This is a genomic window from Nonomuraea sp. NPDC051298, assembly GCF_055586305.1.
On record NZ_JBVJIM010000007.1, the window covers coordinates 106,886 to 133,395 of the forward strand.

The following is a 26,510-nucleotide window of genomic DNA, read 5'->3' on the forward strand; positions in this document are numbered from 1 at the left end:
ACCCTGACCGCGAGCCCCGCCGTTCTCAGTCGCCCGGCTGCCGCGCGAGCGAGACCCCTGAGGGCAGTCCCGTGACGCGCACCGCCCCGGACCGGTCGACCGCCACGTCGACCGGCGCTCCCGCGACCCGCAGCCCGCGCACCGCCAGCGCGCCGAGCGGCGCGCCAGGCAGCGGCCGGACCACCGCCCGGCCGCCGGGAACGTCCGGATACAGCCCGACGGCGGCCTGAAGGAGGGTCACGGCCGCCGCCGCCGACCACGCCTGGGGCCGGCACGACGCCGGGTAGGCGATCGGCCGCCCCATGAGCGCGCGATCGTCCCCTGCGTGCAGTTCGGGCAGGCGGTACCCGAACGCCTCGGCGGCGGACAGCACCCCTTCGGCCAGGTCGGCGGCGAGCGCCCCGCCGTGGCGGGAACGGGCCAGTCCGGAGATGACGATCGCGGTGTCGTGCGTCCAGACGGAGCCGCAGTGGTACGACAGAGGGCTGAACGCGGCGTCGGCCGTGGACATCGTCCGCAGCCCGAAGGCCCCCGACATGGCCGGGTCCCGCAGCGTCTCGGCGATGCGCAACTCCTCGGCGGGGGTGAGCAGGCCGGTGCCGAGCAGGTGCCCGATGTTGCTGGTCAGCGCGTCGACCGGCCGTTTGTCGCGGTCGAGGGCGAGCGCCGGGTAGCCGGCGTCCACCCAGAACCGCGCGCGGAAGCGCTCCGCCATCCGCCCCGCGTAGTCGCGCCAGCGCTCGGCCCCCGGCCTGCCGTACGCCTCCAGCAGCGCGGCCCCGGCGACGGCCGCCTCGTACGCGTAGCCCTGGACCTCGACCAGGGCGATGGGCGGCTCGGCCTGCCTGCCGTCGTGGAAGCGCATGGCGTCGCCGGAGTCCTTCCAGCCCTGGTTGGCCAGGCCCCGCGAGCTGGTGTCGATGTACTCGAGGAAGCCGTCGCCGTCGGCGTCCCCGTGCTCGTCCAGCCAGCCGAGCGCCGCCTCCAGCACCGGCAGCAGCGCGCCCACCTCGTCCTCCGGCATGCCCCAGCGCCAGGCGTCGTGCAGCAGGCTGATCCACAGGGGGGTGGCGTCGATGGTGCCGTAGTAGGCGGCGGGCAGGCGCAGCCCGTTCCCCTTGACGGTGAACTCGCCCCTGCGCAGCTCGTGCATGATCTTGCCGGGGGCCTCGCCGGAGCCCGGGTCCACCTTGACGCCCTGGCGGCGGGCCAGCACGCGCAGGGTGCCCGCGGCCAGCTCGGTGCCGAGCGGCAGCAGCATGCGGGCGGCCCAGATGCTGTCGCGGCCGAAGAGGGTCAGGAACCAGGGCACGCCCGCGCCGAGGAAGGTGTCGCCCGGCACGCCGGTCTCGGTGAGGCGCAGCGACTCCAGGTCGTCGAGCGACTGGCGGGTCAGCCGGACGAGCCGGGCGTCGTCGGCCTCGACCTCCGGGCGGCTCCACTCCGGCGGGCCGGGCGGCGCGGCCACCGCCGCCTTCGGGTCCTCCACGCTGACGCCCCACCGCAACGTGACCCGCTGCCGGGGCGCGACCGTCACCACCCGGCGCAGCCCGGCGCCGTCCGCCTCGAAGCCGGGACCGGCGACGGTGACGCGAATGCCGCCGGTCTGCCAGGTCAGCTCGCCGCCGCTCACGGCGGGCGGGAGCGGGTCGGCGGCGCCGCCCGACTTGACCACCTCGATGGGCGCGAAGTCGCAGCTCAGCGTGACGGAGACGGTGCAGGTGACGGGCTCGGCGGCGGTGGAGGCGATCGTGATCTCCTCGTCCATGGCGCCCGGCGTGACCACGCGTACGCGGTCGATCCGGACGGTCGGGTCGGGTCCGGGGTCGCCGAGCCAGCGGGCCAGGCCGACGAAGCGGGAGACCCCGGGGGCCGGTACGGCATGGCCGATCGGCTCCGGCTCGCGGCCGTCGATCTCCAGCCCGGCCCGGGAGAGCACCCGTGCGTCGGCGTGGAAGAGCCCCTGCACCCCGGCCGCCCTGATCTGGCCGTCGGTGCCGCTGAGCGCGGTCGTCGGCGCCAGGACGGTGCTGACGAGGTCGTGCAGCAGCGGTTGCAGGTGATGGTCGGCCACTGTGAGAACCCCTTGACACTCCGTTGATTTGAACGATCTAATCCTGTCATATCTCAGTTTGATCGATCAAACCCCCAGAAAGGTCATGAATGGCGGAAAAGGTGACGATCGCCGAGGTGGCCCGTTACGCCAACGTGTCCCGCCAGACGGTCTCGAACGTGCTGAACACCCCCGAGGTGGTCAAGGAGGAGACCAGGCAGCGCGTGCTCGCCGCCGTGGAGGCGCTCGGCTACCGGGTGAACGCCGCGGCCAGGCAGATGCGTACCGGCAGGTCGCGGCTGCTGGCCACGCGGATCGAGACGACCCAGGACGGGATCAACGTCTACGACCGCTTCCTGCACGGTCTCACCGAGTCGGCGGCCAGGTCCGGCTACCGCGTGCTGCTCTACACCGCCACCGACGACCGATCCGAGATCGCCACGATCGATCAGCTTCTGGGGGAGTTCGAACCCGACGGGTTCGTGCTGACGGGCACCCACCACGGCGACGCGCGCACCTCCTGGCTGGCCGGGCGCGGACTGCCGTTCGTGACCTTCGGCCGGCCCTGGGGCGCGGCGGAGTCCGGCCATCCCTGGGTGGACGTGGACGGCGCCGCCGGGACCGCGGCGGCGACCCGTCACCTGCTGGCCGGCGGGCACCGCCGGATCGGCTTCGTCGGCTGGGAGACCGGCTCCGGCGTCGGCGACGACCGCCGGTCGGGCTGGTCCAGGACGCTGGCCGCGGAAGGGCTCGACACCGGCCTGGCCCTGGAGACCGACGGCACCACCGCCCAAGGGCGGGTGGCCGCGCAGGAGCTGGTGCGGCGCGGGGCGACGGCCCTGGTCTGCGTCAGCGACGCCGTGGCGCTCGGCGCGCTCCAGGTCACCCCCGCCGTCGTCGGGTTCGACGACACCCCGGTGGCCGCCGCCATCGGGCTCACCTCGCTCGGCCAGCCTCTCGCCGAGGCCGCCGCACGCTGCGTGGAGCTGCTCACGGATCAGCTCTCGGGCCGGACCGGGGACCGGCCCGCGGAGGCGCCCGCTTCCTCCCCTCTGCTGCTCAGTCCCACCCTGGTCATTCGAAAGGACCCCCGCCCATGAAACGTCTCGCGATCCCCGCGGCGGCCGCCGTGCTCCTGTCCGCCACCGCCTGCGGCAGTGGCTTCGACGACCAGCAGGCCGCGCCGCAGCAGCAGTCCAGCGGCCCGGCCGCGCTGCAGGTCCTGATGGCCTCCTCCGGCGACGCCGAGACGAACGCGGTCAAGCAGGCGGCCGAGACGTGGGCCAAGGCCAGCGGCAACACCGCGGTCGTCACCCCGGCGCAGGACATCCACCAGCAGCTCGGCCAGGGGCTGGCGGGCAGCAACCCGCCGGACGTGTTCTACGTCGACGCCTCCCGCTTCGCCGACTACGCCAGCGTGGGCGCCCTGGAGCCGTACGGGGACCAGATCTCCGACAGCCAGGACTTCTACCCGAGCCTGCGCGAGACGTTCACCTACGACGGCAAGTTCTACTGCGCGCCCAAGGACTTCTCCACCCTCGCCCTCGTCGTCAACGACACGGTGTGGAAGGAGAACGGGCTCACCGACGACGACATCCCCACCACCTGGGAAGAGCTGGCCGCCGTCGCGAAGAAGATCAAGGACGTGACGCCGCTGGCGTTCAACGAGAGCCGCGACCGGCTCGGCGTCTTCATGGTGCAGGCGGGTGGCTGGATCACCAGCAAGGACGGCAAGCAGGCCACCGGCGACAGCACGGAGAACCTCGCCGCGCTGGAGTACGTCAAGGAGCTGCTCACCGGCAAGCAGATCCAGTACGCCAAGGCGCTCGACGCCGAATGGGGCGGCGAGGCGCTCGGCAAGGGCAAGACCGCGATGACGATCGAGGGCAACTGGATCAAGGGCGCGATGACGGCCGACTATCCCGACGTGACGTTCTCCGCGCACGAGCTGCCCGCCGGGCCCGCGGGCAAGGGCACGCTGTCGTTCACCAACTGCTGGGGGATCGCCGCCAAGTCCAGGAACAAGGCCGCGGCCATCGACTTCGTCGAGGCCATGACCAAGGCCGACCAGCAGCTCGCCTTCGCCAAGGCGTTCGGCGTCATGCCGTCCAGGCAGTCGGCCAAGGACGCCTACCTCAAGGAGTTCCCCGCCGACGCCGCGTTCGTCAACGGCGCCGAGTACGCGCAGGGCCCGGTGAACGTCCCCAAGATGGACAGCGTCCTGTCGGACTTCGACGCCGGGCTGCAGCAACTCGTGGACCAGGATCCCAAGGCGATCCTGGCCAGGCTGCAGAAGAACACCGAGAGCGCGATCGGCTGACATCATGCGCAGCCGTACCAGGGAGAACCTCGCGGGGTGGCTGTTCGTGGCGCCGGTGGTGGTGATTCTCGGGCTGTTCGTGCTGCTGCCCATCCTGATGGCGTTCTGGGTGAGCCTGACGGGATGGAACGGGCAGGGCAGTCCGTTCCGCGCCGGCGTGCCGTTCGTGGGCGGGGAGAACTACGCGCGCCTGTTCGCCGAGGAGGGGCTGGCCCGCGAGAACTTCATGACCAGCATCCGCAACAACATCTACTACGTGGGCGCGGTCGTGCCCCTGCAGACGGCGCTCGCGCTGTTCCTGGCGCTGGTGGTGAACAGGCGCAAGACGTTCTTCCGCACCGCGTTCTACTTCCCGTCGGTGACCAGCTCGGTGGCGATCAGCGTGGTGTTCCTGTTCGTCTTCGCCAACTCGGGGGCGGTCAACCAGCTCCTGGCGTTCGCGGGGGTGGACGGGCCGCAGTGGTTCTCCGACCCGCGCGGGGTGATCCACCTGCTGCTCGGCGAGCCGCCGGCGGCGCTCACCGAGCACGGCCTGCTGGGGCTGACCTGGTGGGACTGGCTGTCGGGGCCGAGCGTGGCGATGTGCGCGATCATCGTGCTCGTCGTGTGGACGACGGCGGGGACGTTCATGCTGATGTTCCTCGCGGCGCTGCAGAACATCCCCAGGACGCTCGACGAGGCCGCCGCGATCGACGGCGCGACCCGTCGGCAGCGGTTCTGGCGGGTGACGTTGCCGCAGCTCAAGCCGACGATGTTCCTCGTGCTGACGCTCGGGCTGATCGGCACGTGGCAGGTGTTCGACCAGATCTACGTGATGAGCCAGGGCGATCCGGCCAAGACCACGCTGACGCCCGCGTTCCTGTCGTACCGGACGGCCTTCCGCGACTTCGACTACGGCGCGGGCACGGCGATCTCGTTCGTGCTCTTCCTGATCATCGTGCTGCTGACGTTGTTCCAGCGGTGGGTCATGAGGGAGCGCAGGGCATGAGACGTGTCGTCCTGGCCGTCTTCTCGGTCATCTTCATCTACCCGTTCGTCATCCAGATCGCCAACGCCTTCAAGACCGACCCCGACGCCGCGGCCAACCCGCTCTCGCCCATCCCGCACCCGGCCACGCTGTCGGGCTTCGAGCGGGTGTTCCTCGGCACGGACATGCCGATCTGGCTGGGGAACTCGCTGCTGGTCACCGTCGTGGTCACGCTGGGGCGGGTGCTGCTGGACTCGATGGCCGGGTACGCGCTGGCCCGGCTGCGCTTCCGGGGCCGGCGCGCGCTGTTCGTCGCGGTGGTCGCGGTCATCGCCGTGCCGGGCGTGGTGCTGTTCATCCCGAAGTTCCTGGTCCTGAACCAGTTGGGGATGTACGACTCGTACCTGGCGCTGATCCTGCCGCTCGTCGCCGACGCCGCCGGCGTGTTCGTGATGAAGCAGTTCTTCGAGTCGATCCCGCACGGCGTCGAGGAGGCGGCGCGGATGGACGGCGCGGGCACGTTCCGCGTGTTCTGGTCGGTGGTGCTGCCGATGGCGCGACCGGCGCTGGTCACGCTGACGATCCTGTCGTTCCAGAGTTCCTGGAACGAGTTCCCGCACACCCTGGTCGCCGTGCAGGACCCGGGGCTGTTCACCCTTCCGCGCGGTCTGGCCGACCTGGTCAGCGGCTCGCTCGGCGGCGGCTCCCAGTTCCCGCTCAAGCTCGGCGCCGCGCTCCTGGCGACCATCCCGGTCGCGATCATCTTCGTCGTCTTCCAGCGCTACTTCATCCGCGACCAGAACGAGGGCGCGGAGAAGGGCTGAGGCGGGCACGGCGACGCCGTGCGGGGGCGGTGAACCGCCCGGGGGTGGTTCACCGCCCTTGGAGTGGCTCCCGCCACGGCCCCGTTCCTCGTGCGCACGGGCGTTCCGGCCGATCGGCGGCCGGGACGTCCGTCAGGCCGAGGCGTACACCCGGTGGACGAACTCGGCGAGCTTGGCGTCCGGCAGCTCCTTGGCCAGGTCGGCCTCGCTCACCATGCCCACGATGCGGTGCCCGTCGATCACGGGCACGCGCTTGATCTGGTGCTTGTGCATCTTCTGCAGGGCCTCCTCGACGTCGGCGCGGGCCTCCACCCACACCAGCCCGCGAGCCAGCTCACCGGCCGTGGTCCCCTCGAGGTCGCGGCCCTCGGCGCAACATCTGATCACGATGTCCCTGTCGGTGATGATGCCCTTGAGCCGGTCGTCGTCGCCGCAGATCGGCAGCGCGCCGACCGACAGGTCGCGCATCATCTGTGCCGCCACGCGCAGGGTTTCGTGCTCGCCGATGCACTCGGCTCCCTGGTGCATGACGTCCTGGACGGTCTTGCCGGATCCTGAAGTGTCCATGGGATGCCTCCCAAGACGGTGGACGGCCATTCCTCCTCGCTCTCCTACCCAGCGGACGGGGCCTCACCCCGTGGCCACGGAAATCGCGCGGAGGCCCGCCACGCGGGGCGTGCGGGCCCGCTCGGGCGGGCGGTCGCCGGATTCCGGACGAAACAGCCCTGGGACCGGTGTGGACCGTGGTGTCCGAGGGAAGGAACAGGGAGGCGCCGCCCTCGCTCACGCACTGACCGGGGCGGCGCTGTCCTTTTCCCCCGTGATGCGCCCCGAAAAACGTGTGCCTTCCTCGCCTCTGCGCGCCCATACCAAGCAACTCGCGTTGACTAATTAGCGATTAGTCAACTAGTGTTGCTTGCGCAGCGCTTGGCTGCGGTTCCCCCTTTTGCCCGGGAGGCAAGACGTGTCCGTTCTCCATGCCCGTACAGACCTCCAGCGCGCCCTCGACCGGGCCGTGGCCGACGGCGGCGGTCCCGGCATCGTCGCCGAGTCGCGGGACGGGCGCGGCGAGCCCTGGTTCGGCACGGCGGGCGTGGCCGACCTGGGCACCGGCCGCGCCCGCCGGCCGGGCGAGCACTTCCGCATCGGCAGCTTCACCAAGGCGTTCGCCGCCACGCTGGTGCTGCGCCTGGCGGCCGACGGCGGGCTCACCCTGGACGACACGGTCGCCACCTGGCTGCCCGGCGTGGTGGAGGAGCACCTGGGCGCCGACGGCACCAGGATCACCATCAGGCACCTGCTCAACAACACCAGCGGCCTGCCCGACGCCCTTCCCGGGCAGCAGCCCCCCAACCCCGAGGAGCCGGGCAGGCGGTTCATCTACTCCAAGGTCAACTACAGCCTGGCCGGCATGATCGTCGAAGGGGTGACGGGTTCGACCCTGGCCGGTGAGATCGACCGGCGCATCGCCCGCCCCCTGGGCCTCACCGGCACGTACCTGCCCGGCGACGGCCACCCCCTGCGCGACCCGCACGCCCGCCACTACTCGAAGTCCGACGAGCTGGGTCGTCCCGCCGAGGTGCACGACGTGACCGGCGCGGACCTGAGCTGGGCCGGGGCGGCGGGCGGCATGGTCTCGACCACCTCCGACCTGCACCGGTTCCTGCGGGCCCTGCTGGGCGGCGGCCTGCTCCCGCCCGCGCTGCACGAGGAGATGTTCACCACCGTCCCCACGGAGGGCGCCGACTGGCTGCCGGACACCCGGTACGGCCTCGGCGTCTACTGCCAGCGGCTCCCCTCCGGGCGCACGCTCTGGGGCGGCGGCGGGTTCATCCAGGGCTCGATGACGTACGCCATGGGCGACCGCGACGGGGCCCGTACGCTGGTCGCCAACCTGAACGGCGACTGGAACGACTTCCTGGCCACCTTCACCGACCTCTACGAGACCGGTTTCCGCCCGTCACCCTGACACGCGACCGGGGCGGCGCCTTCGGGGATTTTCCACGGTCGTGCCAAGCGGCGATCAGGATCCGCCCATGGACGGTTTCCCTTCGCCCGAAGACGCCTATCGTGGGCGATATGACTGGTTCATCGGTAGGGCTGTCCACCTCGCCGCGGAGCGGAGCCTGCTGAGCCATGTCAGGCCAGGACGACTGGACCGCTCAACGGTGTGTCTCCGAGCTGGACGACGTGTTCGACACGGCCGTTCGGGCGGCGGGAGCCATCTCCAGCGCCTTGTACCTGATGGCGGACGCCGGTCAGGTGCTGCTCCTGGACGTCGTGACCGGGCTGCCGCGACGGCTCGTCGACCCCTGGCTCAGGCTCAGGCTGGACGCCGCCGCCCCGGCCCCCGCCTCCGTCCGCGATGGCGAGCTGGTCTGGGTGCCGAACCGGGAGGAGATGGTCTCCAGCTTCCCCGCGACAGCGCTCGCGCTGCCGTACCGCTTCGCCACGGCCTCGGTCCCCATCCGGAGCGGGGCCCACGTGTGGGGTTCCTGGGTGCTGCTCTGGCCGCCGACGCACCCCGCCGAACTCGGCGCGGACGAGCGGGACGTCATCTCCCAGGGCTGCGAGAGGATCGCCGGCGTGCTGGCCCGCGCGGACGAGGCGGGGCACCCGTTCCGGCCCTCGGGCGAGCCGCGCGTCCTCGTCCGGCGACGGCGGGAGGAGCCGGATCCCGCGTACGCGGCCGACGCCTTCGACTACGTCGACCGCCTCGATGAGGGCTGCCTCGCCTTCGACCTGGAGGGCCGCATCACCTTCGTCAACGAGGCGGCGGCCGGACTGCTCGGCGGCGACGTGGCCGGCCTGCTGGGCACCTCGCTGTGGGAGGCCGCCGACTGGCTGCACGACCCGATGTTCGAGGACCGCTGCAGGAACGCGCTGGTCAGCCAGGAGATCGTGTCCTGCACGGCGCACTGGGCCGACGGCCGCGACCTGGAGGCCCAGCTCTACCCGGACGACCACGGGCTCAGCCTGCGGATGAACCTCGTCCCGCTGGACCGGGCGCTGCAGGCGCACCCGCAGGCGCGCACCCGCGGCCTGTCGAAAGGCGAGGTCTTCTATGACTTCATCCCGTTCGCGGCGGCGCTGACCCGGGCGCTCAAGGTACGGGAGATCATCGACCTGTTCGCCGACCACGTCATGCCCGCCTTCGAGGTGCAGGCGATGGCGGTGGTGGTCGCCGAGGGCGGCAAGCTGAAGATCGTCGGCTCCCGTGGGTACGACCGCGAGGTGCTCGACCGGTTCGACGGCGTGCCCCTGACCCTGTCCACCCCCTCCGAGCACGTCCTGCGCACCGGGGAGCCCGCGTACTTCGCCAACCGCGGCGAGATGCACGAGCTGTATCCGTACGCCGCCAAGCACGACCAGATGTCCGCCTGGGCCTTCCTGCCCCTCGGCGGCTCGGAGGGCCGGGTCGGGGCGTGCGTGCTCGCCTTCGACAAACCCCGCTCGCTCACCGGCGAGGAGCGCGCCAGCCTGGTCACCCTGACCGGCCTGATCGCCCAGGCCCTCGACCGCGCCCTGCTCTACGACGCCAAGGAACGGCTCGCGCACAGCCTCCAGGAGACGCTGCTCCCGCGCAGGCTCCCCGACCTCCCCGGTCTGGCGGCGGCGGCCCGCTACCTGCCCGCGACCCGGGGCGTGGGCGTCGGCGGCGACTTCTACGACCTTATCCGCCTCAGCGACACCCTGGCCATGGCGGTCATCGGCGACGTCCAGGGGCACAACATCACCGCCGCCGCCCTCATGGGCCAGGTCCGTACGGCCATCCGCGCCCACGCCGCCGCCGGCTCCGGCCCCGGCGAGGTGCTCACGTACACCAACCGGCTGCTCATCGAGACCGAGACCGACCTGTTCACCAGTTGCCTGCTCGTCCATGTCGACCTGCGGCTGCGTACGCTGAGCGCGGCCAGCGCCGGGCACCCGCCGCCGCTGCTGCGCCCGCCCGGCGGCCGGGGCGAGATCATCGACGTGCCCGCCGGGCTGCCTCTGGGTGTGGAGACCGACGCCGAGTACCAGACGCTCGAAGTCCCGTTCCCGCCAGGCGCCCTGTTGACCCTGTACACGGACGGACTCGTGGAAACACCCGAAGCCGACCTCGACCAGGCCATCGCCGAACTGGCCGAGCACCTCACCGCCGCGGCCGGCCAGGCGCCGCCCCAGCTCGTCGACACCCTGCTCAGCCACGCGCCGCACACCACGCAGCGCGCCGATGACATCGCCCTGCTCGTGCTGGAACATCGGGTCAACCACCCCGGCTGAGGAACGAGGAGGACCACGGATGGCAGGCACGCACGGAATCCGGGTGCGCCGGGTGTACGAGGAGCGGGACCCGGACGGCGGCGCCAGGGTGCTGGTGGACCGGCTGTGGCCCCGGGGGATGAGCAAGTCCGCGCTGCACCTGGACGAATGGTGCAAGCAGGTCGCTCCCTCCACGGAGCTGCGTACCTGGTACCAGCACGACCCCGGCCGCTTCCCCGAGTTCGCCCGCCGCTACCGGGGCGAGCTGGCGGACCCCGAACACGCCGAGGCCGTGGCGCACCTGCGCGAGCTGGCCGGATCCGGGAGGCTGACCCTGCTCACCGCCACCAAGGACACCGAGATCAGCGCCGCCGCGGTGCTCGCCGACCTCCTGCGAACCTGAACGGCCGGCGGTGAGCGAGGGAAAGGCGAGGTGGGGCGAGGGATGTGAGAATCGCTCTGATACTGTGACGGTCTCGGAAGTGATCGTCCTCGGGAGGTGAGACCCATTACCGCTCTGTCAGGCCGGGTGCTCTCCTCTCACGGCCGCGCGGCCCGCCGGGTCTAGGCGACCGCGGGGGAGCGCCCGTTCGGTCTCCCCGAAAGGCTGCTCAATGCCGGTTTTCCCATCACCCGTTCAGACCTCGTCCATCGTCACCCGCCTGCGCACCGCCGGGTGCGTCTTCGCCGAGGACGAGGCCGCGCTGCTCGTCTCCAGCGCCGCCACGCCCGGCGACCTGGACCTCATGGTGGCGCGCCGCGCCGCGGGGGAGCCTCTGGAACACGTCCTGGGCTGGGCCGAGTTCTGCGGGCTGCGGGTGTCCGTGGAGCCGGGGGTGTTCGTGCCCCGCCCCCGTACGGAGTTCCTCATCGACCAGGCGATCGCCCTGGCCCGCGAGGTCGGGGGCACGCCGGTGGTCCTGGACATGTGCTGCGGCACGGGCGCGATGGGCGCGGCCGTCGCGGCCGGGCTCGAGCGGATCGAGCTGCACGCCGCCGACCTCGCCCCCGCCGCCGTACGCTGCGCCCGGCGCAACCTGCCCGGCGCCCGCGTGTACGAGGGCGACCTGTACGAGCCCCTGCCCCGCGCCCTGCGCCACCGGGTGGACATCCTGATCGCCAGCCCGCCGTACGTGCCGTCGGAGTCGGTCCCGCTGCTCCCCGCCGAGGCGCGGCTGCACGAGCCGCTGATGGCCCTGGACGGCGGCCACGACGGGCTCGACGTCGTCCGCCGCCTGATCGCCGGGGCGCCCGGCTGGCTGACCCCCGGCGGGCGCCTGCTGGTGGAGACGAGCGAACGCCAGGCGACGGCGACGGCGGACGCGGTGTCCGCCGCCGGTCTGACCGTCCGGGTGGCCACCTGCGACGAACTGGACGCCACCGCCGTCATCGGCACCGCCCCCGCCCCGGCCCGCTGACGATCGCCGGTGCGGTCGTAACGGCTCACCACTCTCCTCGCGGGTGACCGAGCGGGTCGTCCCGCGATTGTCGAACGGGCAGGCGCGAACACTCTCACGGCGATCGGAGAACAAAGGGCGACGACTCGTACGAGGAGAGGCGGCCGATGACACCCAGAACGACGGCGAGAGCCGTGGCATGACCCAGATGACGCAAGAGACGACCGACGCCGAGCTGATCGAGCACTCCTTACACCAGCCGGAGAGCTTCGCCGCGCTGTTCCACCGCCACTTCCCGGCGATCCACGGCTACGCCGAGCGGCGGCTGTCGCGGCCGCTGGCCGATGACATCGCCGCCGAGACGTTCCTGATCGCGTTCGACCGGCGCGACACCTACGACCTGTCCCGCTCGGACGCCCGGCCCTGGCTCTACGGGATCGCCTCCAACCTGATCTCCCGCCACCACAGGACCGAGATCCGCCAGTACCGGGCGCTGGCCAGGACGGCCGCGAACGAGGTCGGCGAGGACCACGCCGGGCGGGTCGCGGACGCGCTCGACGCCCTGGCCGCGCGCGGCCCGCTGGCGGCGGCGCTGGCCGGGTTGCCGGCGGGGGACCGGGACGTGCTGCTGCTGGTCGCCTGGGCCGAGCTGACCTCCGACGAGGTCGGCAGGGCGCTCGGCGTCCCGGCGGGCACGGTCCGCTCGCGGCTGCACCGGGCCCGTACGAAGATCCGCGCCGTGCTGGCCACGGCGCCCGTTAGGAAGGAGCGTTGATCATGGGTGACCACTCGCAGGCCGACCTGGAGGCGCTGCGCCAGGCGTGGCCACAGCCCGCCCCGCCGTCGTCCGATGCCTACACCGCCGCCAGGGACGCGCTCCTCCGCCGCGCCGACACGACGGCACCCCGGCGGCCCGGTCGTTTCCGTCTGTCCGGAGCGGGCCGGCGGGTCGTCGCCGTCGGCGTGCTCGCCGCCGCGATCTCGGGGGTCGCGTTGGTGGTCGGCCCGATGGGGGATGAGGCACCGCGTTCGGTGGTGCCCGTCCTGGCGCTGCCGGCCGCCAACGCGCAGGCGTTGCTCGGCCGGGCCGCCGAGGTCGCGGGGAGCCGCGCGTTCACCGCTCCCCGGCCTGACCAGTGGGTCTACATCGAGACGCGCGTGCAGGGCGTGCCGAACGCCGCCCAGGGTGAGGTGCAGACGCCGGAAACGCCGCTGGAGAGCCGCGTGGCCCGGTCGTGGACCCGGGCGGACGGCAAGGAGGTGGCCGTGTTCGAGGACGGCGAACTGGTGCGCTCGCCCACCGGCGGCGCCATGCCTCCCCAGGACTACGCCACGGTGGCGGCGCTCCCCACGGACTCCGGCGCGCTGCTGGCCTGGATGTACGAGAACCTCGGCGACATTCCCGGCTCCGACGAGGACCGGCACAACTCGGCCTACCGCCTGCTCGGCTCGTTGCTCGCCCAGAACCTCGTGCCCCCGGCGCAGGAGGCGGCCGTCTACCGGGCTCTGGCCAAGATCCCCGGGGTGACGGTGAACCCGGACGCGGTCGACGTCGGCGGGCGTCCGGCGGTGGCGGTGTCCAGGACCGAAGACGGCTGGGTGAGCCATGAGCTGCTGCTCGACCGCTCCACCTACACCTACCTGGGCGAGCGTTCGATCGCCGGTGCCGACCACACCGCTCCGGGACCCGGCGCCCGCGTGGAGGAGGGCCGGAAGATCGTCAACCTGGGGCCCGCCTACACGATCAGGAAGGGAACGATCATGACGCTCACCGTCCGCCTGGACATCGGGGTCACCGATCGCCCCGGGGTCGAGCCCTGAGCGGTGGGCGCCGGTGGGCGTCGCTGCTGCTGCTGGCCCTTCCCACGGTCGCCAACGTGGCCGGTGGGTTCGGCTGGATCTGGACGCCGGGGCTCCCGCCGCCGCTGCTCGACCTGCTGGCGCGGACCGCACTGCTCGACGCGTGGCTGCTGGCGGATCTCCTCGCCGCCTCGGGCGTCCTCGGGGCGGCCGGGGTGGCGGCGCAGGCCGCGCGGGAGCCGGTCGTCGGCGCGCTGCTGCTCGCCGTGGTCTCGGCGGTCAGCCTCGCCGTCGCCGTGATCGGCGGCGGCTGGCTGCCCGCATGGTACGGCGTGACGTACGCCGCGGCGCTGACCCTGCTGCGAGCCTCGAGATCGCCGGACGCCTGACACGAAGGGGATCGGCCTGGCAAAGGCGCTGCCAAGCCGGTCTCCGCCGATCACCGCCGACCGTTAAGGTGGGGCATCCGTAGCGTGACCGCAGGATGGCGGCACGGTGAGCGGGGCACGACGCGCAGGCGTCATCGGGCCCGGCCCGCCCTGAGGCAGCAAAGGACGAACGGTGAGCACTGGCACCCCGCGCCCCACGGTCGGCGCCGTGGTCCTGACCATGAACGACCGCCCCGCGGAGTTCGCCGCCGCCATGCGCTCCCTGCTGGCACAGCGGGGCGTCGACCTGGACGTGGTGGTCGTCGGCAACGGCTGCGTACCCGACCAGGTGCCCGGCGGCGTACGGACCGTCGAGCTGCCGAGAAATCTGGGCATCCCCGAGGGCCGCAACGTCGGCGCCGCCAACGTCGAAGGTGATCTGATCTTCTTCTTCGACGACGACGCCGTGCTCCCCGACCCCGACGCCCTGTCCCGCCTCGCCGCGGAGCTGGCCGGCGACCCGCGAAGGGCGTTCGTCCAGCCGCGGATCGCCGACCCGGTCACCGGCCGCACCCTGCGGCGCTGGGTGCCGCGCCTGCGGGTCTCGCACCCCGGACGGGCCGGCACCGTGACCGTCATGGCCGAGGGCGTCGTCATGGTCCGGCGCGAGGCGTTCGAGGCCGTCGGCGGGTGGCCGGGCCACTTCTTCCTCTTCCACGAGGGGGTCGACCTGGCCTGGCGGCTGTGGGATCGCGGGCTCATCGGCCACTACGCGCCCGACGTCATCGTCCATCATCCCGCCACCAACCCGGCCCGCCACGCGGACTTCTACCGGCTCAACGCCCGCAACCGGGTCTGGCTGGCCCTGCGTAACCTGCCCGCCCCGCTGGTCCCGCTCAACCTGGCCACCTGGGCCCTGGTGGCGCTGTGGCGCTTTCGCGAACCCGCGGCGCTGCGCGCCTGCCTGGCCGGGCTCGCGGAGGGGCTCGGCGGGGGATACGGCGCCCGGACCCCGATGCGCTGGTCGACGGTGGCCCGCCTGGTTCTGGCGGGGCGGCCGCCCATCTGCTGAGCCGCGCAGGAGGGCCTGCCCGGGGTCGTTCACGGGGAGCGGGAGACGGTACGCGCCGAGCTGAGCCGCCTGCCCAGCCGCTGCGCGGGAGCCTCCACGAACCGCCAGGTCAGCGCGCTCAGGCCGAGCAGCAGCCCGATCACGCCGGTCAGCGCCACGAGTCGCAGGCCCAGCGGCACGGCCAGCGGCTCGGGCCAGAACCTTTCGACTCCTTCGAGTATCAGCGGGTGCAAGAGGTAGATCGAGTAGCTGATCACCCCTAGCCAGGCCAGCACCCGGGGCACTTCGCGATCCTGTGCCGCCATGCCGACGGCGAACGCGACCCAGGCGACGACGATCGCCGCCTGCAGGCCCGGCTGGTCGCGCGCCACCCAGATCCCCGCGATCGGCACCAGCACCACCCAGCCGGCCCGTCTCCAGGAGATCTCGCCCTGCCGGGCCCGGTACAGCGCGGTGCCGGCGAACATCGTGGCCAGGATGAGCAGCCCCTGCTCCGGCACGGGATAGCTCTGGTTGAGCGCCAGCAGCCCCAGCACGGTCACCCCGATGACGAGCGCACCGGCCCGCCTGACCGCCGTCCCGCCGCTGAGCACGGCGAGCAGGCCCGCCGCGAGCAGCACGGTCACGGCCACCACCACCGTCAGCATGCGGCCGGATCCACCGGTGGAGAGCAGCGCGGCGGGCAGCGCGCCCGCGCCCAGCAGGGCGGCCGTGGCCAGGCCGAGAGCGGTGGCCGTGCTGCCCCGGTGCAGGCCGAGCGTGAACAGCGCGGTCACCAGCAGATAGAAGGCCATCTCGTACGACAGCGTCCACAGCACGTTGACGAGGTTCGGCACGTGCAGCAGGTTCTGCAGCATCGTCGCATGGCCGACCACCATGGAGACCGGACGATCGCTCCACCAGACGTGCAAGCCGTCCCAGCCCGCCAGCATGAGCAGCCCCACACCCGCCGCGCACACGCCGAGCAGCGGGTAGAGCCGGAAGACGCGGGAGATCCAGAAGGCTCGCACGCTCCCGCGCCGCTCCAGCGAGGCGGGCACGATATAGCCGCTGACCAGGAAGAACACCATCACCCCGCACCAGCCGGGTTCGAACACCGCCTTGACCGGCAGCCGGGCCTCGGGTAACAGGAACTTGAAGGCGTGTTCGAGCACCACCAGCATGGCGGCGAGGCCGCGCAGAGCGTCCAGCCAGGCCGCACGCCTGCTGGGAGGCGGACACGGCACGGGGGCGCTGAGCATCCGGCAATTCTAGCGATCAACGCGAAGTCACCATTTTCGTGAGGTAACCGCTGGTAACCGCGCCATCCCCGGGCGGTGAGTCACATCTCCCCATTCGGCTAGACCCTTAGTCAAATTTCGGGCATCCTGGTCGAGATCTTCAGTCAAACCGAAGGGGCATCTCGTGCGAGTTCCTCGCAAAACCATCTTCGTCGCGACGGCACTGTGCCTGAGTGGCGTCTTGGCGACTCCGGCGAACGCCGCCGCCCAGAGCCCGGAGAGCATCTGCGGGTCCGGGTTCGGGCGCGTCTCCGGCGGGACGAAGGCCGTCTCGACGACCAGCGGCCGCCGGTACGGCACGGTCTACCTGCTCTACAGCCGCAAGACCCAGGAGAACTGCGTCGTCACCATCAAGTCGAGCTTCGTCGGTACGAAGACGCCGGTGAGCGCCCAGCTCACCGTCCAGCCCAAGGCCATCAAGGACAACCCGCAGGACCCGATCTATCGCCACAACACCGGCAATTTCAAGTACTACGCCGGTCCGGTGAAGTACTGGGCCAAGGACCTGTGCGTGAAGTTCTGGGGCACGATCAAGCAGCTCGGCCACGACCCGGCCGTCGCGCGGGGCGGTCGCCAGTCCTGGGAGAACTGCGGCTGACCCAGCGCCAGCCCGCGACCCTCGCGCGAACACGTGCACGCGCCCCCCGACGGGGCGCGTTCGTACGTCTGAACACCCGTCGCCCCCCGGTCCGGCCGGGAGGGCGACGGGTTCGGCGGTGGGGCAGTAGGCTTAGCTATGACCAAATGACCAAAGGAGTCATAGCATGGCAGTCGCGTTCACGGCCGAGGAGAGGGCGCGCATCGCTCGCGAACTGCTCGACGCCGGTGAGGAGCTGTTCACCACGCAGGGTCTGAAGAAGACCTCGCTGGAGGAACTCGTCGCCCCTGCGGGCATCGCCAAGGGCAGCTTCTACGCGTTCTTCGACTCCAAGGAGTCGCTCTACCTGGAGGTCATGCTCGGCCGCGCCCCGCGCGTGGCCGCCCGCGTCACGGCGGCCCTGGCCGATCCGCCCGGGGAGGAGAGCCTGGTCGCCGTCATGCACGCCATCACCGCCGTGCTCACCGGTGACCCCCTCTACCGGCGGCTGCTCACCCGGCCGGACGAGCTGGAGGCCGTGACCAGGCGCGTCGGCCCCGACCAGATCGCTCGCGTCACCCCGCTGATCGTCACGCCGCTGCTCGACCACCTGGCCGCCGGACAGCGCGCCGGGGTGCTGGTCGCGGACATCCCGCCGGAGACCCTCGTCGGGGTGATCCGCGCGGCGGGCCTCGTCGTCGTCGCCCGCGACCGCTTCGGCCCCGCCTACGAGCAGGTGCTCGAGGCCACCATCAGGACGTTGGCCAGGGGGATGCTCGCATGAGCGTTCTGGACAGGTACGCGCGGATGGCCGGGATGAGCGAGGAGGCGTGGCAGCGGCACGCCAACCCGTGGAGCGTCTGGACCCGGTTCGCCGCCATCCCGGTCGCCATCCTGGCGATCTGGAGCCGCGCGTGGATCGGCTGGTGGGCGCTGGTGCCGCTGGCGGCGGTCGTCCTGTGGCTGTGGGCCAACCCGCACGCCTTCCCGCCCGTCGACAGGCCGGCCGCCTGGTCCTCCCGGGGCATCTACGGCGAACGCCTGTGGTTGAAGGACCGCTCGCGCATGCCCGCCGGGTTCGAGGTCGTCCAGCGGATCTGGATCCTCGGCGCGCTGGCCGGGGCCGCCCTGCTGACGTGGGGGCTGATCGCCCTGGCGGTCTGGCCGGCCGTGTTCGGCGCGACCCTCATCGTGTACGGCCAGCTCTGGCGGATCGACCGCCTGGGCGTCTTCTACGACCAGGTCACCTCCGAACCCCGGCGCTAGCTCGGAGGCTCTCCCGGCCGATCGACGACGCCACTCGCCAGTTCGGCGGAGAGGTAGTCGGCTCCTCTGGGGATGGCTACCTCCCCGTCAACCATGTGGTCCTGAAATTGCACGACATGTCTGCCCAGGTACGCGTAGGTCGTGGGATCGAGGACGATATAGGAACGCTCGACCAGCAGGCCGCGCCCGTTGTAGCAGCGTGGACAGGCGGCGGGGCCGGGCTCGTAGGCGATGCCGAGACCTGTCCTGCCCGCCGCGTCACGCACGCCCGCGTCCACGCGCACGCCCGGGATCTCGGCCATCGCGCGGAAGATCGCCGCATGCAGCTCGGGCGGCAGGGGGACCTCCTGGTCCAGGTAGACAGACAGCACACGGAAGGCCCGCTCGTTCGCGGGCTCGGCCGGTGGGTCTTCCGGCTCGGCCGCCCAGAACCGGTCGGCCTTCACCTGGGCCAGGAGCTTGCGCGGGTCGGTGGGCAGGGCCGCCAGCTTGGCCGCGAACTCCCGCGGGGTCAGGTCGTCGTCCGTGGGATCCGGCGTGTGCGTGACCGTCTCGATCGGCCCTTGCCCCTGCCGGTGGGCCTGCCGGAGGCCGTCGTAACGGGTCCAGTACTCCTCCACCTTGTCGCTGCCGCCGGGCTGCCGTACGACGCGCTTGCGGTAGATCCACTGCTCCGGGCGGGGTGCGGCAGTCGGCCGGCGGCGCTGGACCACCCAGGCGGCCTGCTGGAGGACGGTCTGCGCGCTCACCGACTTCGTCCTCGGGGTCGCGGCCGGCCCGGCCGGCGGGGATCCCGCTCCGGTCAGGGCCACCGCCCCCACGAGCACCGCCGCCGCCGTGACCGTCGCGGCCGTCAGCAGGAACGGGACGCCGCGCAGGCGAGCCCGGCGCGGCAACGCGCGGGCGCGCACGACGCGCAGCCGTTCCGCGCTGGGTGCGGGAACGTCCGCCCGCAGCTCACGCAGCACTTCCAGGTCATCCACGAGCGGCCTCCTCTTCGACGGCGGACGGGTCGCTTCCGCCCAGGGCTTCCCGGGTCTTCTTCCGGGCACGATGCAGCCGTGATCGCACGGTGCCGATGGGTATGCCGAGGGCCCGCGACACCTCCTCGTAGCTGAGGTCCGCCCAGGCGATCATCAACAGCACCTCTCGGTCCTCGGGTGACAGCACCGCGAGCGCTCCCGCCAGCTCACGGTGTGCGGACGAGGCCGACACCCGGGCCTCCACCCGGTCGGTGTGGCTCTCCGCCACCTCGTCCGTCCCGATCCTGGACAACGCCAGGTATGCCCTGACCTCGGTACGCCGGTGCTTGCCGATGAGGTTGGCGGCGATGCCGTAGAGCCACGGGCGGGCGTCGCGGTGGGTGGTGTCGTAGCGTTTCAGCCTGCGAAAGGCCGCCATGAACGTCTCGGCCACGACATCGTCGGCCAGGGAGTCGCCCAGTCGCCGCGCGACGTAGCGGTGAAGCGCGGAGGCGTGCCGATCGAACAGCGCGGAGAACGCGGAGGGGTCGCGAAGGGCACGGTCGATCACCTCCGCGTCATCCGGCTCGTTGTCTGTGATCAAGCTTGGGCTCCGTTCGGCTGGGTCTGATCACCCTCTTTCACCCGATACCGGGAATCGAGTTCTCGGGGCCGAGACCCGCACCGGGCGTCCGGCACGGCGGGCAGAAAGTTTCAGAGGTGTACATGCGCCTGAAAGAAACTTTGAGCAGAAGGCGCAAAAGTCTGGACCAACGGCGTCCAGGAGGTGACGATCCGATCATCGATCGATGACCGCGGATACGCCCGGGTGCCCGTCGTCCCGGGCGTGACCCCTGTCCAGGATGGCCAATCGGCGGATCGACACCGGACGTCGTTCGCTTCGCGGCGGCGGAGAACTACCGGTCGCACTGTCGAGATCGTCTCCTCGAACTGCGAGACCCGCCGGGTCTTCGCGCCTCCGATGGAGGCTGAGCACCGCACAGCTCGTTCAGCCAGTCGCCCCATGAGCCCCTGGAGGAGCTTAATGGACCTGCCGAGTGAGTTAGACCTGCCCAACTCCCGATGGAACGGCCTTCAACGAACCCCACAAGGGCCGGACAACCCGGACACGTCGTGGAATCGTTTCGCGACGGAAAGAGCCAAGCCGGAGTCGCGCTGGCCACGCAGGCTGGCCCCGGTTCTCTCGATCGTCCTCGTGGTGGAGATGGCGTACGCCATGCCCGCCTACGCGGCCCCGCGCCCGGCTCCGGCCGTGCGGAACGAAACGCCGGTGACGGGCGGGAAGGTGCCCGTCAAGCCGCCGCTGGCGGATCCCGCCGCGGCCAAGGCGTGGACGGCGCCCCCCAGCGTGACCTGGCCCAAGCCGCAGAAGGCGGAGCTGGGCGGCTCCGTCTCCACCCTGGCGGCCGGTTTCCCGGTGAAGCTGGCTCCAGAGCCGGCCAAGTCGGACACGGCCAAGTCGGGCACAGCAAAGGCCGAAACGGCCAAGTCGGACACCGCCGAGGCGGCGACCCCGATCAGTGTCGAACTGCTCGACTCCGATCTGCTCGGCCTGGCGATGCGCGTGTCGCCGGGGCAGGGCGTCGCGGCGGCCAAGGCCGAGAAGAAGACCCGGCTGGAGATCGACTACTCCGGCTTCCGGTACGCCTCCGGCGGCGACTACGGCTCACGTCTGCGCCTGGTGAAGCTGGAGGAGTGCGCGCTCACCGGCGCGACCGGCTGTGCCCAGCCCGAGCCGGTGAAGAGCGACAACAACCTGACGAAGGGCACGGTGACCGCCGAGGTCGAGACGAGCGGCCTGTACGCGTTGACCGCGGCGGCCTCCGGCCCCTCGGGCGACCACGCGGCCACCTCGCTGGCGGCCTCGTCCGACTGGAGTGTGGGTACTCAGTCGGGCGACTTCACCTGGGGCTACGAGCTGCGCACGCCTCCGGCGCTGGGCGGTGAGGAGCCGGGCCTGTCGCTGGGTTACTCCTCGCAGAGCGTGGACGGGCGCACCGCCTCCACCAACAACCAGGCGTCCTGGGCCGGTGAGGGCTTCGAGCTGAACCCGGGCGGCTACATCGAGCGCAAGTACAAATCGTGCATGATCGACGGTAAGAAGACCGGCGACCTGTGCTGGGACCAGGACAACGCCGTCATGTCCCTGGGCGACTCGTCGGTCGAGCTGGTCAAGGACGCCACCACGAAGCAGTGGCGGCCCAAGCGCGACGACGGCACCAGGATCGAGGCGCTGACCGGCGCGACGAACGGCGACAACAACGGCGAGTACTGGCGGGTCACCACGCCCGACGGCTCCCAGTACACCTTCGGCCTGAACCGGCTGCCCGGCTGGGCGACCGGCAAGGCGGAGACCAAGTCCGTGCAGACGGTGCCGGTGTTCGGCAACAACAGCGGTGAACCCTGCTACAACAGCACCCCGGCCAACGCCTGGTGCCAGCAGGGCTACCGGTGGAACCTCGACTACGCCGTCGACACCCACGGCAACGCCACCACCTACTGGTACACGCAGGAGACCAACTACTACGGCCGCAACATGAAGCCGGAGCTGGGCACGCAGTACGTGCGCGGTGCGTACCTCTCCCGGATCGACTACGGCTACCTGAAGAACGAGCTGTTCACCAGGTCGCCCGCGGCCCGGGTGGTGTTCGACGTGGCCGAGCGGTGCCTGCCCAGCGGCACCGTGACCTGCGCGGCCGCCGAGCTGAAGAAGGAGACCGCCAGCCACTGGCCGGACGTGCCGTTCGACCAGATCTGCGACTCGGGCGTCAAGTGCACCGACCGGCTGGCGCCGACCTTCTTCACCCGCAAGCGGCTGACCAAGGTCACCACCCAGATCCTCAACACCGACCCCGCCAAGTGCGCGGCCGCGCAGTACTGTGCGGTGGACTCGTGGGCGCTGACGCACCAGTTCCCCGCCTCGGGCGACGGGATGAGCCCGGCCCTGTGGCTGGCCTCGATCCAGCAGACCGGTCACGTCGGCGGCACGCTCACGCTGCCCGCGGTGAAGTTCACCGGAGTGCAGCTCCCGAACCGGGTGGACGCGCTCGAGGGCCGCGCTCCGCTGGTCAAGTGGCGGGTGCAGGCGATCGGCAACGAGTCGGGCGGCGAGCTGCGGATCGCGTACTCGGCGGCCGACTGCAAGCCGGGCGACGTTCCCACGGTGGACAAGAACACCAGGCGCTGCTTCCCGCAGCGCTGGGCCCCACCGGACGAGGCCGAGGTCACCGACTGGTTCCACAAGTACCTGGTCACCCAGACCGTCGAGGTGGACCGCGTCGCGGGCTCGCCCAACGTGGTCACCGACTACGAGTACCTGGACGGCGCCGCCTGGCACTACGCCGAGAACATCCTGGTCAAGCCCGAGCACCGCACGTGGTCGGACTACCGGGGATTCGGCCGGGTACGCGTCCGCGAGGGCGACGGGCAGGACGGCAAGCGCACGCTGACGGAGTTCCGGTTCTTCCGCGGCATGCACGGCGACAAGCTGGCCGACGGCTCCAAGCGCAGCGTGCAGGTGGCCGACTCCGAGGGCGTCAAGCTGGACGACCTCGACCAGCTCGCGGGGTTCGAGCGGGAGGAGGTCCTCTACGACGGTGACGGCGGGGCGCTCCTGACCGCGACCGCGCAGACACCGTGGTCGGTCAAGACGGCCGAGTCCACGCAGGGCGGCGTCACCAAGGCCGCGCACGTGGTCGAGGAGAAGTCGATGGTGACCCGCACCGCCCTGGCGGGCGGCACGTGGCGGCGCACCGGAGAGGAGCGCGCGTTCGACGCCAAGGGCCTGCTCCTCCAGGTCCACGAGCAGGGCGACCTGGCCAGCGCCGACGACGACGAGTGCACCCGCTACACCTACGCCCGCAACGACACGTCGTGGATGCTCGACTACCCCAGCAGGGTCCAGACGGTCTCCGCGGGCTGCGGCACCGCGGTCGCCGCGCTGGCCGCCGACGAGACGATCTCGGACGAGAAGATCCAGTACGACGGGCAGGCGAACGGCCAGCCGCCCACCACGGGCAACGTCACCTCGGTCCAGGAGCTGGTCTCGGCCGACGGCCAGACGATCACCGGCAGCTCCCACACCTACGACGTCTACGGCCGGGAGACCAGCGAGACCGACCCGCTCGGCACCAAGTCCGTCACCACCTACAGCCCGACCGCGGGCGCCCCGGCGACGGAGACCACCGAGACCAACCAGCTCGGCCACGCCGAGCGCACCCAGCTCGAACCGGCCTGGGGCGAGCCGGTCGCCGAGATCGACGCCAACAACCGCCGCGTCGACCTGGAGTACGACGCGCTCGGCCGGGTGACCAAGGTCTGGCAGGCCGACCGCAGCAAGGCGGACGGGCAGTCGCCCAGCACCGAGTACTCCTACACGGTGCGCACCGACGGCCCCAGCGTCGTCACCACCAAGACGCTCAACGCCGACGGCACCTACACCAGCAGCCACGAACTGTTCGACGGCCTGATGCGTGAACGCCAGACCCAGGAACCCGCGCCCAGGGACGACCAGACGACGGATCCCGCGCTGCGTGACGGCCGAACGATCACCGACACCTTCCACAACTCGCTGGGCGAGGAGTACAAGGCCAACACCGGCTACTTCGCCACCGGCACGCCGTCCACCAGCTTGCTCGCGGTGGCCGACGCCGACGTGCCCAACCAGGTCGTCACGTTGTACGACGGCACGGGTGAGGTCAGCGCCGAGGTGCTCAAGGCGAAGGGCGTGGAGAAGTACCGGGTGTCGGCCAAGGAGGAGGGCGACCGGCTCCACGTCACACAGCCGCAGGGCGGCACCGCGACGACCAGGATCGCCGACGCGCAGGACCGGCTGATCGAGCTGCGCCAGTACAAGGGCTCGACCCCGACCGGCGAGTACGACTCCACCAAGTACGCCTACGACGAGGCCGGACGCCTGTCCACGGTGACCGACCCCGCGGGGAACGTGTGGCGCCACCACTACGACCTGCGCGGCCGGGAGGTCAGGACCGAGGACCCGGACAAGGGCGTCACCACGACGACGTACAACGACGCCGACGAGGTGGTCACGACCACCGACTCGCGCGGCAAGACGTTGTGGTACGGCTACGACCAGCTCGGCCGCAAGACGGAGCTGCGCGAGGGCTCGTCCACCGGGCCGCTGCTGGCCGAGTGGAAGTACGACGCCCTGGCCAAGGGCGAGCTGAACGCCAGCATCCGGTACATCGGCGGGCAGGCGTACAAGGCCGAGATCAACGCGATCGACGCCGAGTACCGCGCGCTGCGCCAGACGGTCACCATCCCGGAGCGGGAGGGCAAGCTGGCCGGCTCCTACCAGCTCAACACCCGCTACACGCTCGACGACCAGGTCCAGTCGGTCAGCTTCCCCGCCGCCGGCGGGCTGGCCGAGGAGCAGGTCGTCTACACCTACGACGGGCTCAGCCAGCCGACCAAGGTCACCGGCCTGTCGGCGTACGTGAGCGCGGCCCGCTACTCCAAGATGGGCGAGACCCTCCAGTACGAGCTGGGCGAGGGCACCAAGAAGACCTGGCTCACCTACACCCACGACGAGGGCACCCGCAGGCTGACCAGCATGCGGCTGGACCGGGCCGGTGCCGCGGCCAGCGATCTGGACCTCAACTACACCTACGACGCGGTCGGCAACATCACCAAGGTCGCCGACAAGGCGAGCGGCCAGGACACGCAGTGCTTCACGTACGACTATCTGCGCCGCCTGACCTCGGCCTGGACCGCGACCGACGACTGCGCCGCGACCACTCCGCAGTCGGGCAAGATCGGCGGCGTGGCCCCGTACGCGGTCAGCTACGCCTACGACAAGACGGGCAACCGGACCAAGGAGACCAAGCACGCCTTCGGCAGCGCGGGCGAGCAGGTCCGCGACTACACCTACCCGGCGCAGGGCGGCAAGCAGCCGCACGCCCTGCAGAGTGTCGGCGCCGACCTGTTCGAGTACGACGCCGCCGGCAACACCACCAGGCGCAAGGTCGGCACCTCCGACCAGAGCCTCGTCTGGGACGCCGAAGGCAACCTGGAGTCGGTCACCGAGGCGGGCAAGACGACCTCCTACGTCTACGACGCCGACGGCGACCGCCTCATCCGCAAGACTCCCGCCGACACCACCCTCTACATCGACGACATGGAGCTGCGCCTCGACCACGCCAAGAACGTCGTCGAGCAGACCCGCTACTACACCATCGGCGGCGAGGCCATCGCGGTCCGCACGCCGGACAACCAGGTCTCCTTCATGGCCAACGACCACCAGGGCACCGCACAGGCCATGGTGAACGCCGCCACCGGGGACCTGGCCATCCGCAGGCAGACCCCGTTCGGAGAGGATCGCGGGGCACCACCGTCCTGGTGGCCGGGAGAACGCGGGTTCGTCGGCGGCACCGAGGACGCGAGCACCGCGCTCGTCCACCTGGGCGCCCGCGAGTACGACCCCAAGCTCGGCCGCTTCCTCTCGGTGGACCCGATCATCGACGAGGGCGATCCGCAGCAGCTCAACGCCTACGCCTACGCCAACAACAGCCCCGTCACCATGAGCGACCCCGACGGGCAGATCTTCTGGGTGGTCGTCGGCATCGCGGCCAGGATCGCGGCCCGCCAGATCGCCAAGAAACTGGCCCAGGCCGCTGCCAGGCGGGCGGCGGCGCGGGCCGCCGCCAGGCGCGCGGCGCTCGCCGCCGCCAGGCGCAGGGCAGCGGAAGCGGCCAGAAAGCGGGCGCTGGAGGCGGCCAGGCGCAGGGCCGCCGCGGAGGCCAAGAGGAAGGCCGCGGAAGCGGCGAGGAAGAGGGCCGCGGAGGCGGCCAGGAAGAGGGCGGCGCAAGAAGCGAGGAGGAAGGCCGCGCTGGCCAGGCAGCGGGCGGCCGCCGCGGCGGCCAGGCGACGAGCGGCGGCGGCGGCACGGCGAGCGGCGGCGGCCAGAAACCGGGCCGCGGCCGCGCGCAGGGCGGTGACCAGGCGTGCGAGCAGGCCCAAGGCCACGGTCAGGCATCGGCCCGCCGCCCGTCCGACCAGTCGCAAGGCGGTCCAGCGGCAGTCACCGCCCAAGGCTCAGCGAAACCCGCCGAACACCGGCCAGACTCAGTCGCGCGGGCTGACCGACGCGCAGAGACGCTCGATCGACGAGCAGTTGGGGAGGGTGCAGCCCACCAGCGCCCACCAAGGGACCAGTCGGAGCGAAGCTGCGCGCATGGCTGACCAGGGCACCGGGCACGGCCCAGCCTCCAAGCCGTACGCGTCGGACTTCCCGGCCAGCAAGAGGAAGGGATGGACGATCGTCTGGCGCGTCTGGCAGATCTTCAGACCGCCGACCGGCCCCAGCTAGGAGCGATGCCGTGGTCAAGCGTGACACGGCG

Annotated in this window: 21 protein-coding genes; 16 read left to right on the top strand and 5 right to left on the bottom strand. The window is 71.5% G+C overall.

The window, feature by feature from the left end; genetic code table 11:
* Window positions 1-25 precede the first annotated feature (25 nt).
* On the bottom strand, window positions 26-2,074 hold the full coding sequence (locus ACZ6S0_RS22020; RefSeq protein WP_465920579.1) for an amylo-alpha-1,6-glucosidase: 2,049 nt from the start codon (window positions 2,072-2,074) through the stop codon (window positions 26-28).
* Window positions 2,075-2,163: 89 nt separating this feature from the next.
* Here ACZ6S0_RS22020 and ACZ6S0_RS22025 point away from each other — a divergent pair, with 89 nt between their 5' ends.
* The 4 genes from ACZ6S0_RS22025 to ACZ6S0_RS22040 are packed head-to-tail and all read left to right on the top strand — an operon-like array spanning window position 2,164 to window position 6,164.
* The gene (locus ACZ6S0_RS22025) at window positions 2,164-3,153 is read left to right on the top strand and encodes a LacI family DNA-binding transcriptional regulator (RefSeq protein WP_465920582.1); all 990 of its coding nucleotides are present in this window, start codon (window positions 2,164-2,166) and stop codon (window positions 3,151-3,153) included.
* Window positions 3,150-4,373 carry a sugar ABC transporter substrate-binding protein gene (locus ACZ6S0_RS22030; protein WP_465920585.1) on the top strand — a complete coding sequence of 408 codons (1,224 nt, stop codon included), beginning with the start codon at window positions 3,150-3,152 and terminating at the stop codon, window positions 4,371-4,373. Before ACZ6S0_RS22025 ends, ACZ6S0_RS22030 begins: the two co-directional genes overlap by 4 nt.
* A 4-nt stretch (window positions 4,374-4,377) precedes the next feature.
* Entirely contained in the window at window positions 4,378-5,361 is a 984-nt protein-coding gene (locus tag ACZ6S0_RS22035; protein ID WP_465920588.1) for a carbohydrate ABC transporter permease, read from the top strand.
* Entirely contained in the window at window positions 5,358-6,164 is an 807-nt protein-coding gene (locus ACZ6S0_RS22040; protein WP_465920591.1) for a carbohydrate ABC transporter permease, read from the top strand. Before ACZ6S0_RS22035 ends, ACZ6S0_RS22040 begins: the two co-directional genes overlap by 4 nt.
* A gap of 132 nt (window positions 6,165-6,296) precedes the next feature.
* Here ACZ6S0_RS22040 and ACZ6S0_RS22045 read toward each other — a convergent pair whose 3' ends face one another.
* Window positions 6,297-6,731, bottom strand: coding sequence for a CBS domain-containing protein (locus ACZ6S0_RS22045; protein WP_344895210.1), 435 nt, complete (start codon window positions 6,729-6,731; stop codon window positions 6,297-6,299).
* Window positions 6,732-7,128: 397 nt separating this feature from the next.
* Here ACZ6S0_RS22045 and ACZ6S0_RS22050 point away from each other — a divergent pair, with 397 nt between their 5' ends.
* The 8 genes from ACZ6S0_RS22050 to ACZ6S0_RS22085 all read left to right on the top strand — a co-directional run bounded on the left by ACZ6S0_RS22050 (window position 7,129) and on the right by ACZ6S0_RS22085 (window position 15,046).
* The gene (locus ACZ6S0_RS22050) at window positions 7,129-8,133 is read left to right on the top strand and encodes a serine hydrolase domain-containing protein (protein WP_465920597.1); all 1,005 of its coding nucleotides are present in this window, start codon (window positions 7,129-7,131) and stop codon (window positions 8,131-8,133) included.
* A gap of 167 nt (window positions 8,134-8,300) precedes the next feature.
* A complete protein-coding gene (locus ACZ6S0_RS22055; RefSeq protein ID WP_465920599.1) occupies window positions 8,301-10,430 on the top strand; it encodes a SpoIIE family protein phosphatase in 2,130 nt (709 codons plus the stop codon).
* A 19-nt stretch (window positions 10,431-10,449) separates the two neighbouring features.
* Window positions 10,450-10,812 (top strand): DUF488 domain-containing protein, encoded by a 363-nt coding sequence (locus ACZ6S0_RS22060; protein ID WP_465920602.1) that lies wholly within the window; start codon window positions 10,450-10,452, stop codon window positions 10,810-10,812.
* 211 nt (window positions 10,813-11,023) lie between these two features.
* Window positions 11,024-11,827 (top strand): putative protein N(5)-glutamine methyltransferase, encoded by an 804-nt coding sequence (locus ACZ6S0_RS22065; protein ID WP_465920604.1) that lies wholly within the window; start codon window positions 11,024-11,026, stop codon window positions 11,825-11,827.
* A gap of 187 nt (window positions 11,828-12,014) precedes the next feature.
* Entirely contained in the window at window positions 12,015-12,581 is a 567-nt protein-coding gene (locus ACZ6S0_RS22070; RefSeq protein ID WP_465920608.1) for an RNA polymerase sigma factor, read from the top strand.
* Window positions 12,582-12,583: 2 nt separating this feature from the next.
* Window positions 12,584-13,627: a CU044_5270 family protein gene (locus ACZ6S0_RS22075; RefSeq protein WP_465920610.1), complete on the top strand. Its 1,044-nt coding sequence runs from the start codon at window positions 12,584-12,586 to the stop codon at window positions 13,625-13,627.
* A gap of 56 nt (window positions 13,628-13,683) precedes the next feature.
* Entirely contained in the window at window positions 13,684-13,995 is a 312-nt protein-coding gene (locus ACZ6S0_RS22080; RefSeq protein WP_465920611.1) for a hypothetical protein, read from the top strand.
* Window positions 13,996-14,167: 172 nt separating this feature from the next.
* Window positions 14,168-15,046, top strand: a complete 879-nt coding sequence (locus ACZ6S0_RS22085) for a glycosyltransferase family 2 protein (RefSeq protein WP_465920612.1) — start codon at window positions 14,168-14,170, stop codon at window positions 15,044-15,046.
* 29 nt (window positions 15,047-15,075) lie between these two features.
* Here ACZ6S0_RS22085 and ACZ6S0_RS22090 read toward each other — a convergent pair whose 3' ends face one another.
* On the bottom strand, window positions 15,076-16,287 hold the full coding sequence (locus ACZ6S0_RS22090) for an acyltransferase family protein (protein WP_465920615.1): 1,212 nt from the start codon (window positions 16,285-16,287) through the stop codon (window positions 15,076-15,078).
* A 220-nt stretch (window positions 16,288-16,507) separates the two neighbouring features.
* Here ACZ6S0_RS22090 and ACZ6S0_RS22095 point away from each other — a divergent pair, with 220 nt between their 5' ends.
* The 3 genes from ACZ6S0_RS22095 to ACZ6S0_RS22105 all read left to right on the top strand — a co-directional run bounded on the left by ACZ6S0_RS22095 (window position 16,508) and on the right by ACZ6S0_RS22105 (window position 18,169).
* A complete protein-coding gene (locus ACZ6S0_RS22095; protein WP_465920617.1) occupies window positions 16,508-16,924 on the top strand; it encodes a hypothetical protein in 417 nt (138 codons plus the stop codon).
* A 166-nt stretch (window positions 16,925-17,090) separates the two neighbouring features.
* Entirely contained in the window at window positions 17,091-17,687 is a 597-nt protein-coding gene (locus tag ACZ6S0_RS22100) for a TetR/AcrR family transcriptional regulator (protein ID WP_465920620.1), read from the top strand.
* Window positions 17,684-18,169, top strand: a complete 486-nt coding sequence (locus ACZ6S0_RS22105) for a DUF6653 family protein (RefSeq protein ID WP_465920625.1) — start codon at window positions 17,684-17,686, stop codon at window positions 18,167-18,169. The genes ACZ6S0_RS22100 and ACZ6S0_RS22105 overlap by 4 nt, the downstream gene beginning before the upstream one ends.
* Here the strand turns inward: ACZ6S0_RS22105 and ACZ6S0_RS22110 are convergent.
* On the bottom strand, window positions 18,166-19,152 hold the full coding sequence (locus ACZ6S0_RS22110; RefSeq protein ID WP_465920627.1) for a CU044_5270 family protein: 987 nt from the start codon (window positions 19,150-19,152) through the stop codon (window positions 18,166-18,168). The genes ACZ6S0_RS22105 and ACZ6S0_RS22110 overlap by 4 nt on opposite strands.
* Window positions 19,145-19,735, bottom strand: coding sequence for an RNA polymerase sigma factor (locus ACZ6S0_RS22115; protein WP_465920629.1), 591 nt, complete (start codon window positions 19,733-19,735; stop codon window positions 19,145-19,147). The genes ACZ6S0_RS22110 and ACZ6S0_RS22115 overlap by 8 nt, the downstream gene beginning before the upstream one ends.
* 441 nt (window positions 19,736-20,176) lie before the next feature.
* On the opposite strand from ACZ6S0_RS22115, the gene ACZ6S0_RS22120 reads away from it, so the two are divergent.
* The gene (locus tag ACZ6S0_RS22120; RefSeq protein WP_465920632.1) at window positions 20,177-26,479 is read left to right on the top strand and encodes an RHS repeat-associated core domain-containing protein; all 6,303 of its coding nucleotides are present in this window, start codon (window positions 20,177-20,179) and stop codon (window positions 26,477-26,479) included.
* Window positions 26,480-26,510 lie beyond the last annotated feature (31 nt).

Excerpts from the sequence above, each read along its gene's own strand:
- ACZ6S0_RS22025 (WP_465920582.1), top strand. The coding sequence starts at position 2,164 with ATGGCGGAAAAGGTGACGATCGCCGAGGTGGCCCGTTACGCCAACGTG.
- ACZ6S0_RS22030 (WP_465920585.1), top strand. The coding sequence starts at position 3,150 with ATGAAACGTCTCGCGATCCCCGCGGCGGCCGCCGTGCTCCTGTCCGCC.
- ACZ6S0_RS22035 (WP_465920588.1), top strand. The coding sequence starts at position 4,378 with ATGCGCAGCCGTACCAGGGAGAACCTCGCGGGGTGGCTGTTCGTGGCG.
- ACZ6S0_RS22040 (WP_465920591.1), top strand. The coding sequence starts at position 5,358 with ATGAGACGTGTCGTCCTGGCCGTCTTCTCGGTCATCTTCATCTACCCG.
- ACZ6S0_RS22045 (WP_344895210.1), bottom strand. The coding sequence starts at position 6,731 with ATGGACACTTCAGGATCCGGCAAGACCGTCCAGGACGTCATGCACCAG.
- ACZ6S0_RS22055 (WP_465920599.1), top strand. The coding sequence starts at position 8,301 with ATGTCAGGCCAGGACGACTGGACCGCTCAACGGTGTGTCTCCGAGCTG.
- ACZ6S0_RS22060 (WP_465920602.1), top strand. The coding sequence starts at position 10,450 with ATGGCAGGCACGCACGGAATCCGGGTGCGCCGGGTGTACGAGGAGCGG.
- ACZ6S0_RS22065 (WP_465920604.1), top strand. The coding sequence starts at position 11,024 with ATGCCGGTTTTCCCATCACCCGTTCAGACCTCGTCCATCGTCACCCGC.
- ACZ6S0_RS22070 (WP_465920608.1), top strand. The coding sequence starts at position 12,015 with ATGACGCAAGAGACGACCGACGCCGAGCTGATCGAGCACTCCTTACAC.
- ACZ6S0_RS22075 (WP_465920610.1), top strand. The coding sequence starts at position 12,584 with ATGGGTGACCACTCGCAGGCCGACCTGGAGGCGCTGCGCCAGGCGTGG.
- ACZ6S0_RS22090 (WP_465920615.1), bottom strand. The coding sequence starts at position 16,287 with ATGCTCAGCGCCCCCGTGCCGTGTCCGCCTCCCAGCAGGCGTGCGGCC.
- ACZ6S0_RS22100 (WP_465920620.1), top strand. The coding sequence starts at position 17,091 with ATGGCAGTCGCGTTCACGGCCGAGGAGAGGGCGCGCATCGCTCGCGAA.
- ACZ6S0_RS22105 (WP_465920625.1), top strand. The coding sequence starts at position 17,684 with ATGAGCGTTCTGGACAGGTACGCGCGGATGGCCGGGATGAGCGAGGAG.
- ACZ6S0_RS22120 (WP_465920632.1), top strand. The coding sequence starts at position 20,177 with ATGGACCTGCCGAGTGAGTTAGACCTGCCCAACTCCCGATGGAACGGC.